This window comes from Brenneria tiliae (assembly GCF_023347575.1).
Classification (GTDB): Bacteria; Pseudomonadota; Gammaproteobacteria; order Enterobacterales; family Enterobacteriaceae; genus Brenneria; species Brenneria corticis.
Genome location: NZ_JAKPCB010000103.1, coordinates 335,229 through 345,932, shown reverse-complemented (window position 1 = coordinate 345,932; position 10,704 = coordinate 335,229). Strand labels below are relative to the sequence as shown.

8 protein-coding genes and 1 pseudogene are annotated in these 10,704 nt (G+C 63.5%); 4 read left to right on the top strand and 5 right to left on the bottom strand.

Annotation, left to right across the window (positions count from 1 at the left end):
* Positions 1-17: 17 nt before the first annotated feature.
* Positions 18-2,015: a hydantoinase B/oxoprolinase family protein gene (locus tag MFP24_RS22395; RefSeq protein WP_249232457.1), complete on the bottom strand. Its 1,998-nt coding sequence runs from the start codon at positions 2,013-2,015 to the stop codon at positions 18-20.
* Complete coding sequence (locus MFP24_RS22390; RefSeq protein WP_249232458.1) at positions 2,012-4,135, bottom strand: hydantoinase/oxoprolinase family protein; 2,124 nt, start codon at positions 4,133-4,135, stop codon at positions 2,012-2,014. The genes MFP24_RS22395 and MFP24_RS22390 overlap by 4 nt, the downstream gene beginning before the upstream one ends.
* A 372-nt stretch (positions 4,136-4,507) precedes the next feature.
* On the opposite strand from MFP24_RS22390, the gene rsmF reads away from it, so the two are divergent.
* Together rsmF and MFP24_RS22380 are read left to right on the top strand one after the other, a co-directional pair.
* A complete protein-coding gene (rsmF, locus tag MFP24_RS22385) occupies positions 4,508-5,962 on the top strand; it encodes a 16S rRNA (cytosine(1407)-C(5))-methyltransferase RsmF (RefSeq protein ID WP_249232459.1) in 1,455 nt (484 codons plus the stop codon).
* A gap of 161 nt (positions 5,963-6,123) precedes the next feature.
* The gene (locus MFP24_RS22380) at positions 6,124-6,315 is read left to right on the top strand and encodes a YdfD/YebW family protein (protein ID WP_009113058.1); all 192 of its coding nucleotides are present in this window, start codon (positions 6,124-6,126) and stop codon (positions 6,313-6,315) included.
* Positions 6,316-6,333: 18 nt separating this feature from the next.
* On the opposite strand, the gene MFP24_RS22375 is transcribed toward MFP24_RS22380, so the two are convergent.
* From MFP24_RS22375 to yczE, 3 genes are all read right to left on the bottom strand, one after another.
* Entirely contained in the window at positions 6,334-7,029 is a 696-nt protein-coding gene (locus MFP24_RS22375) for an extensin-like domain-containing protein (protein ID WP_249232460.1), read from the bottom strand.
* 86 nt (positions 7,030-7,115) lie between these two features.
* Positions 7,116-8,177, bottom strand: coding sequence for a malate/lactate/ureidoglycolate dehydrogenase (locus MFP24_RS22370; protein WP_249232461.1), 1,062 nt, complete (start codon positions 8,175-8,177; stop codon positions 7,116-7,118).
* A 129-nt stretch (positions 8,178-8,306) separates the two neighbouring features.
* On the bottom strand, positions 8,307-8,921 hold the full coding sequence (yczE, locus tag MFP24_RS22365) for a membrane protein YczE (protein ID WP_249232462.1): 615 nt from the start codon (positions 8,919-8,921) through the stop codon (positions 8,307-8,309).
* Between the two features lie 96 nt (positions 8,922-9,017).
* Here yczE and yczR point away from each other — a divergent pair, with 96 nt between their 5' ends.
* Both yczR and MFP24_RS24300 read left to right on the top strand, forming a co-directional pair.
* The gene (gene yczR / locus MFP24_RS22360; protein WP_249232463.1) at positions 9,018-10,448 is read left to right on the top strand and encodes a MocR-like transcription factor YczR; all 1,431 of its coding nucleotides are present in this window, start codon (positions 9,018-9,020) and stop codon (positions 10,446-10,448) included.
* A gap of 46 nt (positions 10,449-10,494) precedes the next feature.
* Positions 10,495-10,689, top strand: a pseudogene (locus MFP24_RS24300) (N-acetyltransferase); the annotation flags it as partial.
* Positions 10,690-10,704 lie beyond the last annotated feature (15 nt).

Here is a 10,704-nt window from a genome sequence, read left to right as displayed (position 1 = left end):
GCATTACTCCTGGCTGATTAGTCGGTAGATAACCTGTTATTGGCTTGTTGTAGCGCCAGCAGCCGCTGCGGCCACTGTCGCCGAATGCGCTCGCGCGTCTGCGGATCGGGCGCGACCTGGGGAAAATCCGCCGGCAATTGCGCCAGAATGGCGGCGTAAAACTCCCGGCGCAGCCGGCTGCGCCGGGAAGGCGGATGGGCGTAAAGCGCCGCGTTGAGCCGGTCGAGGGAGTCGCTGTCGAAGATCTGCTGCCAGTTGTCCCAGTGCGCGCCGCGTGAAGAGATCTGACGTATTGACCGGCGCGCCCGCGCCGTCGCGGCGACGTCGATCCGCAGGTCATTCAGCACCACGCCGTACTGCTCGCGGGCGGCGGCGGCGCTGACCAGTCCCAACGCCACGTCGCGCTTCACCAGCTCGGCATCGCGCAAAAAGGGATCGCCCCAGCCGCCGCCGCCGGCGGTTTGCAGCAGAATTTCATCCCCGCGCTTGACCGGCAGCAGATCGATTTTTCCCAGCGTCCGCGCATCGTCGCGCTGCGGATTGAGAGTCAGGCGCGTCGCGCCGCCCGGCAAGCCGCCCTGCGCCCCCCAGGGCTGGAAGCGCAGGCGCTCCATGCCGCGCGCCAGAATCAGGGTGTCATCCTGTAAAATCCGCACGCGGATTTGTTGCCCGCAGCCGCCGCGCCACCGTCCGGCCCCGGCGGAATCGGCGCGCAGGGCGTATTCGCGGATCTCGACCGCCGTTTCCGCTTCCACCATTTCGACGGGATTGTTCGCCAGATTGGAGATACTGTTATCGCGGCCGTCCACGCCGTCGCAGCCAAAGCGTCCCCCTCCGCCGCCCACCATGGGTTCGATAACCTGCACGTTCTGCCCCCGTTCGCTGCGCTGCGCCACCACCAGCGGAATAATGGCGCCGCCGCTGGCCGCCGGCATAATGTCGGGCAGCGCCTGTCCCAGCACGCCGTTGAGCACGTCATTGATGCGCACCGCCGCGGCATGGCGGACGCCGACGGCGGCGGGATAGAGCGGGTTGACCAGTGAACCGGGCGGCGCGAAGAGCGTAACCGGCGCCAGCAGACCGACGTTGAGCGGCACGGTTTTGTCCAGCGTACACACCAGCGCCAGGATGCGCAGGGTCAGCCAGCTATGCACCTCGCCGTGGCTGGGAATATTGATGGCGGCGGCCACCTGCGGATCGGTGCCGCGGAAATCCAGGTGGATGTTCCCGTCATCCACCGCGATTTTCAGCGCCAGTCTGACCGGCAGGCCGCTGCCGGCCTCATCGTCGAGATAGTCCGAGAATTGGTAATGGCCGTCGGGGATGCGCCGTAACGCCTGGCGCGCCCGGCTGGCGGAATAGGCCGGCAAATCCTGCTGCGCCGCCAGAACGCCGTCTGCCCCATGCCGGGCGACGATGCCGGCGAGACGCCGGCGCCCCGCGGCCAGCGCCGCCAGCAGCGCCTGAAGATCGCCATGGTTGGCATCCGGCGTGCGGCTGTTGGCGCGCAGCAGCAGAATAATATCCTGATTGAGCTCGCCGCCGCGCACCAGTTTGACCGGCGGGATTTGCAGCCCTTCCTGAAACAGATCGCTGTTGGTCGGCGAAATACTGCTGGGAACGTTGCCGCCCACGTCGGAGGCATGCAGAAACGCCCAGCCGTAGGCGATAATCTCGCCCTGATGAAAATAGGGTTCGATAACCTGCAGGTCGGGCAGATGGGTCGCCAACCCGCGGGAGCGATAGGGATCGTTGGTAAGGATGACGTCGCCCGGCTGCAGCTCGCCCACCGCCTGAATGGCGGCCAGGCAGTTCAGCCCCACAAAGCCCGACACGCCGATGCCGCGCGGATAGGCGAAAAAACGCCCGTCGCGGTCGGCCAGCGCGCAGCAGAAATCGGCGGTCTCTTTCACGTACAGGGTTCTGCCGGTGCGTTGCAGCGTATGGCACATCTCCTCGGTTAAGGCGGTCAGTTTGTTGTTGAGTATTTCGAGCGTCACCGGATCGAGTTTCATAGCGCGTGCTCCTCCGGCGGCGCCAGGCGGGAAAGATGTAAATTGCCCAGCCGGTCGGTAGTGGCTTCCCAGTGCGGCAACACCAGTACGGTGGTGTCTTGCTGCTCAACGATGGCCGGACCGCTAAAGCGGTCGCCGGGGCGCAGCGCCGCCCGCTGATAGACGCGGGCGTTCAGCCAGCGCTGCTGCAAAAACACCGGCCGATGAGAAACCGCCGGGGCATCGCCGGCGTCGGCGGCCGCCATCGCCGGCAGGGCGGGCAGTTGGCCGATCAGCGACAGCCGCAGCGTGGTGAGCTCAATCTCCGCCTCGTCGTCGCGAAAACCATAGCTCCGCTGATGCCGGCGGTGGAATGCCTGACGCAGTCGCTCCACCGTCAGTTCCGCCACGGTCAACGACGCCAAGGCGGCCTGCGTGTCGGCCAGCGCGATCTTCAGCTCATAGGCCTGCCCGGCATAGCGCATATCGGCGGCGATATTCACCCGGACGGTTTGCGTCAGATGACGGGCGCTGGCGCTGAACCATTGCTCCGCCTGGGTAACCAGTTGCCGCAGGGTGGCGTTGATTTGCGGCAGACGGTGCGCGGTGACGCTCACCCGTAAGCTGCGCACGAAATCGCGGCGCAGGCTGGCGGTGGCCGCCCCCTGGGCGCAGAAGGTTCCGGGGCGCGGGGGGATAAGAATGCGCCTGATGCCGGCCTCTTGCGCCAGAAAATTGGCGTGGGTCGGACCGGCGCCGCCAAACGGCACCAGCGTGAGCGCCGCGGGCTCCAGCCCGCGCTGCGCCAGCGCTTTTAGCATTTCGGCGGCCATTTGCGCGGTGGCCACGGCCAGCGCGCCGCTGGCGGCGCGGGCGACGGCATCCTCCCCGCTGAATGCAAGCCGCTCCGCCACCCTCGCCAGCGCGGCCCGCGCCTTTTCCGCGCTAAGCGGCATCGCGCCGCCGAGAAACGACGCCGCATCGACAATGCCGCACGCCAGGTAGCCGTCGGTCAAGGTCGCCTGCGTTCCGCCGCGCCCGTAGGCCGCCGGTCCGGGATCGGCGCCGGCGCTTAACGGGCCGACTTTCAGCACCCCGTAGTCATCCACCGAGACAATGGAGCCGCCGCCGGCGCCGATGGCCGACACGCCGACCACCGGCAGCACCAGCGGTAAACCGCCGATTTCGGTGCGCGTGACCATTTCCGCCTCCCCGCCCTGCGCGATGGCGATATCGCTGCTGGTGCCCCCCATATCGAAGCTGATAATGTCGCCGGCGCCGCAATCCGCCGCCAGCTGCAGCGCCGCCGTCACGCCGGAAGCCGGGCCGGAAAGCAGCGTGTCCACCGGGCGGCTCAGGGCGGAATCCAGCGGCAGAACGCCGCCGTTCGATGCGCTCACCAGCAGCGGCGCCGCGATGCCCAACTCCTCGATCAGGGACGCCAGACGGGTAAAGTAACGGCTCATCAGCGGCTGAATATAGGCATTCAGCCCGGCGACCAGCGTGCGTTCATATTCGCGGATTTCCGGCCAGAGCGCTGCCGCCGACAGAATATTGATATCCGCGTCGTGCAATTTCCGCCTCAGAATGTCGGCCAGGCGCTGTTCCTGCTGCGGATTGGCGTAACCGTTAATCAGCATCAGGGCGACGGCGCTGACGTTAAGACCACGGATCCGCCCGGCCAACGCATCCAGCTCAGGCTCGCCCGGCCAGTCGGTCACCTCGCCGGCGGGATTGAAGCGGGCGTTGATTTCCAGCACCCGGTCGCGCGCCACAAACGGGGGCTCGCGTCCGGCATGGAAATCAAAGGATGAGGGCATACGGGCGCGGCCGATCTCCAGCACATCGCGGAAGCCGCGGCTGACCGCCAGGGCTATGGGCGCGCCCTGGCGCTGGATAATGGCGTTAAGCCCCAGCGTGGTGCCGTGCAGCAGCAGCGCGACGTCGCGCGCCTGCAGGCGGCTTTGGCTCAGCAGCTGGCACAGCCCCTGGCTGACCGCCAGCGCGGGATCCTGCGGCACGCTGGGCTGCTTATGATAGAAGAAGCGATCGCCGGCGGGATTGAACAACACGAAATCAGTAAAGGTGCCGCCGACATCGATGCCGATGCGCACCCCTTGCAGGGGCTGGTTAAGACTCACAGTACCCTTTCTCCTGGTTTGAAAGACAGGTAATGGCATTCATCGCCTGACAAATAATTTTTATCGTTTAATGAGCGGTGAGCGGGATCCTGACGGGGCCTGATAACGATATCGGCGGATCGCTAAACCAATACGGTTGGTGACGACAGAGGATGCTAACAGCAGGAAAAGTTAAATCTAAATAACAAAAATGATAATAGCTATTAACTTATTGGAAATAGAATTAACCATTACGGCCCAATAATAGCCTCTGCCGCTGCGGGCCGAACCTGACGGGAGAACTTGGGTTGCCGTGCGTCGCCGCACGCTCGGCGGCGCATTATGCTACACTGCGCGCTGACAATTTTTCCCCTTGCAACGAGACTTTCTATCGTGGCTAAACCGACGCCGACCCCTTTACCTCCTGAGTTTCTCTCCGCCATTCAGGCCGTTATGCCCGCTCATCTCTCCATGGATGAGTTTATTGCCGCCTGTCGGCGGCCGTTACGCCGCAGCATCCGCGTCAATACGTTAAAAATCGACAGCGCGGCGTTTTTAAAGCTGGTGGAACCCTACCAATGGCGCCTGGAACCCATTCCCTGGTGTCGCGACGGTTTCTGGCTGCTGAACGCGGATGATGATGAAACCCTGCGTCTTGGCAATACGCTGGAGCATCTGAGCGGCCTGTTTTACATTCAGGAAGCCAGTTCCATGCTGCCGGTCAGCGCCCTTTTTCACCATGACGCCGCGCCGCAGCGCGTGCTGGACGTGGCGGCGGCCCCCGGTTCCAAAACCACGCAAATCGCCGCCGCCATGGATAATCAGGGAGCGATTATCGCCAATGAATACTCAGCCAGCCGGGTGAAGGTGCTGCACGCCAATATCAGCCGCTGCGGCGTCGCCAATACGGCGCTGACCCACTTCGACGGACGGGTATTCGGCGCGGCGCTGCCCGAGTATTTCGATGCGATCCTGCTTGACGCCCCCTGCTCCGGCGAAGGCGTGGTGCGTAAAGATCCCTCCGCGATGAACCACTGGTCGCCGGAAAGTATCGCCGGCATCGCCGCCACCCAGCGCGAGCTGATCCTCAGCGCCTTTCACGCCTTAAAGCCCGGCGGAGTGCTGATTTACTCCACCTGCACGCTGAACGCGCAGGAAAATCAGCAGGTATGCCACTGGCTGCGGCAAACCTTTCCCGACGCCTGCGAATTCGAACCCCTCACCGACCTGTTCCCTGACGCCGCGCTGGCGGCGACGGAGGAAGGATTTTTACACGTCTTTCCGCAAATTTATGACAGCGAGGGGTTTTTCGTGGCGCGCCTGCGTAAAACGGCCAGCGTTACGCCGCTTCCCGCCCCCGGTTACCAGGTGGGGAAATTCCCGTTCTCGCCGCTGAGCGCCAAAGACCGGGCGGCGGTCGTTCAGGCGGCGCAACAGCACGGGCTTGAATGGCAAAACGACCGCTTGCAGCTGTGGCAGCGCGACAACGAGATCTGGCTTTTTCCCGCTGCGCTGGCCTCCGCGCTGGGAAAAATCAGATTCTCGCGTATCGGGATCAAACTGGCGGAACGCTTCGCCAAGGGCTATCGCTGGCAGCATGAAGCCGTTATCGCGCTGGCAAACGCCGACGCCGGCCACGCCTACGCGCTCAGCGATCGGCTGGCCTGCGAATGGTTTCAGGGGAAGGACAGCTACCCGGAGCCGGCGCCCTCGACCGACGAACTGTTGCTCACCTACCGCCACTGCCCGGTGGGCCTGGCCAAACGCATCGGCAGCCGGATAAAAAACAGTCTGCCGCGCGATCTGGTGCGCGACGGCGCCTGCTGCGCCGCAGCGGATAAGCGCTAAAACAGATTCCGCTTGCAACGCCGTCAGGTGGCGATAAAACCACCTGACGGACCGCTCCGCCTCACTTCTCGCTGATTCTCATCTACAATTGCCTACAGAGCGAAAATAAAACCGCAGCGCTATTAAGCAAAATTTGAGGGTTACGAAAAATTGAGGACGTTATGTTCGCACTGGTGATATTTGTTTGTTATCTCGGCAATGGCTGCGATGAACTGGTGATCGGCGCGTATAACACCGAAACCCAGTGTCTCAAGGCCATGAAGGAACAGCGCTTACGCCGCGCCGGGTGTTATCCTATCGAAGAATTTATTGATGGTTTCTGGTTGCCAGCCCAGGAATACGCCGACTTTTAATCCGCTTCCGCCCCGCCGTTACCGACACACGCCAAAGCCGCGCATGCCCAGATGAAAATGGTTGGCATGGGCGGCGTTGTATTCCGGTCCCAGCGCATTGCCAAAGAAAGCGCAGCTCTGTTCAAAGGTGGCGCGCAGATAATCGCCGCGCTCGTCCGTCGCCCGCCACTGATTCAACACGCTGATACGCCGCCCGTCCGCCAGGCGAAAGGCGGAAATATCCCAGGCGTCCGCGGTGGCGTGTTCGCTCAGCCGCCCTTCAGGGCGATGATAAATATTGCGGCAGGCGAAGCTGCCGAGATGATCAATGCGCGCCAGCGTCGCGCCCAGCCGCTGCGCCTGCGGTATCGCCGCCTGGGTGACGAACATGGTGCTGCTCAGCGCCAGCGGACAGCTGGCCAAGAAGCCCGAGCTGAGGGTCACGGTTCCAAAACGCTGCACGCGCACCGGGGAAGAGAGCGGACACTGCCCGTCAATATCCCCCGGCAGGCTGAAGGTGACGCGCCCCTTATCCTGCGCCTGGCGCAGCGCCGCCAGACAGGCGGCGGGATCGTCCGCCAGGCGCCGCAGCTTAAAGCGGGTTACCAGCGTCGGCGGGTCGTCGACCGACAATGGAGAAAAGGGATCGTAGCCGGGGGGAAGATGGCCCTGGATCCAGGGCGCCAGCGCAATCAAAGCCCCCAGAATCACCAGTACAACCAGCAGTCCCCGCATATATTCCGCCGCCCCGTTATTACGCGCCTTATGCAATAGTAGGTCATATCAACCAGATGGCGCCCTTTTTATTCCGGGCTGGAACGCTACAGGGCAAACGCCTGCGGCGCCATGCCAAGCGATATGCCCGCATCGACAATTTTTTGCCACTCCGCATCGGAAATCACGATGCCGGCGGCCCGCCGTTGCGCTCTGGCGTTGAGTTCCGGCTCGCCGGCAATCAGGATCGGCTGCGCGGGGTCCGGCGCCCGCGACGAGCGGACATAGTCCAGCATCGCGTCGTACTCCTTCTGCAACCACGCCATCGACACCAGACTGGCGGGATCGATCACAATGGTGGTCATATTATTCACAATCACCCCCTGGCGCGGATTCTCCGGCTGAATGGTGCCGCCGCCCGATAACACCCCGGCCAGCAGCTCCGCGGCAAGCACCAGCCCGCCGCCTTTATGCCGGGCAATGGGCTTTAGCGCGCCCTGTTTTTCGCCTTCCCACATCACTCGCGGATCGTTGGTGGAGACGCCGTCGCCGTCGATCATCACCTCTTCATCAAACTTTTTGCCCGCCAGATAGGCGACGCGGGTTTTGCCCAGCGCCACGATGCTGGTGGCGAAATCGAGCACAAAGGCGGCGTTATTTTCGCTTTTCGGAAAAGCGATGCAGATCGGGTTGGTGCCAAAACGCGCTTCGCTGCCGCACCAGGGCGCCACAATCGGATCGTGATCGTTGACGTTGACGAAATGAATCGACACCAGCCCCGCCTCGGCCGCCATTTCGCCGTAGGTGCCGATACGTCCCAGATGGCAGGTTGACGACAGCGTCATCAAACACACCCCGGTGGTCTTGACGCGTTCGATCGCCGCCTCCATCGCCTCTTTGCCGGTACGCTGCCCAAAACCCCGATCGCCGGAGAACTGCAACACCGCGCCGCCGTCGCGGATCTTGCGCGCCGGGGTGTTGGGATGCATCTGGCCCTGCGCGATAAAGTTTACGTAATGCGGCAGCATGCCCACGCCGTGGCTGTCGTGCCCTTTCAGGTTGGCGGCGACCAGATGTTGCGCCACGCAGGCGGCCTCCGCCGCGTCACACCCCGCCTGCCGCAACAGCGCCCGGGTAATATCCAATAAGCGACCTTCTGAAATCTGCATCTCTCTTCCCTTCACCCTGTTTAAATAAGTAGGTTATCTGCCGACGTTTATCCTACTGCTGAATTTATCGGCGTTAAAACTTTTAAATAAACAAATGGATCCGGGCGGAAAAATCAAACGATGGCGCACTTAAGGCCGCGCCGTCGTCCGTACCCGCGCTTTTCCCGCCGGCGGCCCGGCGATAAACCACGGCAGGCAGAGCTGGATCAATGGCCCGATGGTCAATGCGTACAGCACCGTCCCCACGCCGACCGTGCCGCCCATCAACCAGCCCGCCAGCAATACGCTGACCTCGATGGCGGTACGCACGCGCCGCACCGGCCAGCCGGTACGGGCGTTGATGCCGGTCATCAGACCGTCCCGCGGGCCGGCGCCGAAACCGGCGCCGATATACATTCCCGTGGCCAGCGCGTTAACCACCACCGCGGCGATTAACAATGCGCTGCGGGCCATCAACGAGGTCAGCGGCGGCATCAGCGCCAACGTCGCGTCCGCCGCCAGCCCCAGCACAATCACGTTGCTGACGGTTCCCAGTCCGGGCCGCTGGCGCAGCGGGATCCACAACAGCAATACCAGCGCGCCGACGATGATCATCACCATGCCGATATCCAGCGAGAAGATCGCCGCCGCGCCGAGATGGAACACATTCCACGGGTCCGCCCCCAGGTTGGCGCGCACCAACATGGCGGTGGAAACCCCGTATAACACCAGACCTATATAAAGCTGAACCAACCGACGAACCATTCTCTTATCCTTAATACGCCACCGTGTTGTGGCTATACCTTTACGCAAAATGGACTTAGTATTAAGGTCCAGTTTTTATAAAGTGGACCAGTATATATGGCACAGCGCAGAATAGGCGCCCCGTCGCTGCTTCGGTTACTGGGACGCTGGCGTCAGGATCTACCGCGTACCCCGGTCTATCGCCAGTTGGCGGACGGACTGCGGCTGTTAATTCTTGACGGTCGTCTGCCGTTGGAGAGCCGTCTGCCCGGCGAACGGGAGCTGGCCTCAGCCCTCGAGATCAGCCGTACCACGGTGGCGACGGCGCTGGCGCAGCTGCGCGAGGAGGGATATCTGGCCAGTCGCCATGGGTCCGGCTCGGTGACGATGCTGCCGGAAAACGGCTCGGGCGCCGCTCCGTTGCCCGCCGGTGCGGCGCCTACGCTGGACCTCTCCACCGCCGCGCTGCGCGCCGGCCCGGAAATTCATCAGGCCTATGCCAGCGCGCTGATCGCCCTGCCCGAACACCTTGGCACCACCGGTTACGGCCAGCAGGGGCTGCCGGAGCTGCGCCAGGTTATCGCCCGGCATTATGCCGCGCGCGGATTGCCGACCAGCGCGGAGCAAATTATGGTGGTGAACGGCGCGGTTAGCGGTTTCAGCCTGATTCTGCGGCTGCTCACCGGTCCCGGCGACCGGGTGGTGATTGATCATCCCACTTATCCGCTGGCGTTGGCGGCCATTACCGGCGCCTCCTGCCGGCCGGTATCGGTAAGCCTGCCCGAACGGGGCTGGGACACCGCCGGGCTGGCGACGACGATCGCCCAGACCGCCCCGCGCCTCGTCTACCTGATCCCCGATTTTCATAACCCTACCGGGCGCTGTATGGATGCGGCGACCCGCCAAACGGTAGCGGATATCGCCGCCCGGACGCGCACCGCCATCGTGGTGGATGAAACCATGGTCAATCTGTGGTTTGACGCCCCGCCGCCACCGCCGCTGGCGGCGTTCGACGATGCCGATCGGGTCATTACGCTGGGCTCCGCCGGGAAAAGTTTCTGGGGCGGTCTGCGCCTGGGCTGGATCCGCGCGCCCGCCCGCACCATCGCGTCGTTGGTACAGATACGGAATACGCTGGATTTGGGTTCGCCGGTACTGGAACAACTGGCCGCCATCGCGCTGTTTAACGAGGCGGACAATTTTTTGCCGCAGCGGCGGGAAACCCTGCGGCGGCAACGCGACGCCTGCGGCGCGGCGATTGAGGAACTGTTCCCGGACTGGCGGTCGCGCCCGCCGGAAGGCGGACTATCCTGGTGGATAGAGCTCCCCAAACCGCTGGCCACCATGTTCGCCGCCAGCGCCGAAACCATCGGCATCCGCATCGGCGCCGGTCCGCGCTTCGGCACCGAGGGCGCTTTCGAGCGCTTTCTGCGCCTGCCGTTCGCGCTGGAAGCGCCGCAGATGCGCGCCGCGCTGCAACGCCTACAGCCGCTGTGGCGGCACCTGGCGCAGACCCGGAGCGATGGCGGACGCGCAACGGTGGTATAAAGCGCAAAAAAGCGCCGGATAACGCTTTGCGAACGGACGTCGCCTTCACCAATATGTCGAGGATTATGCGCGTGGCCGTGGGGCCAAAGGGATTGCCCTGGATACGGCCAAACCCGCCGAGCGATTAATCGCGCTCTACGAACACTGGGGGTATCGGATTGTCGCCGAGTGCGACTGGCGGCCCTATACAAACTATTCGAGCGTGGTCATGTATCTTCCGCTTTCCGCGGTAGGATATTGAGATTGCCCGGCAATC

Excerpts from the sequence above, each read along its gene's own strand:
- MFP24_RS22395 (WP_249232457.1), bottom strand. The coding sequence starts at position 2,015 with ATGAAACTCGATCCGGTGACGCTCGAAATACTCAACAACAAACTGACC.
- MFP24_RS22380 (WP_009113058.1), top strand. The coding sequence starts at position 6,124 with ATGTTCGCACTGGTGATATTTGTTTGTTATCTCGGCAATGGCTGCGAT.
- MFP24_RS22375 (WP_249232460.1), bottom strand. The coding sequence starts at position 7,029 with ATGCGGGGACTGCTGGTTGTACTGGTGATTCTGGGGGCTTTGATTGCG.
- MFP24_RS22370 (WP_249232461.1), bottom strand. The coding sequence starts at position 8,177 with ATGCAGATTTCAGAAGGTCGCTTATTGGATATTACCCGGGCGCTGTTG.
- yczE (WP_249232462.1), bottom strand. The coding sequence starts at position 8,921 with ATGGTTCGTCGGTTGGTTCAGCTTTATATAGGTCTGGTGTTATACGGG.
- yczR (WP_249232463.1), top strand. The coding sequence starts at position 9,018 with ATGGCACAGCGCAGAATAGGCGCCCCGTCGCTGCTTCGGTTACTGGGA.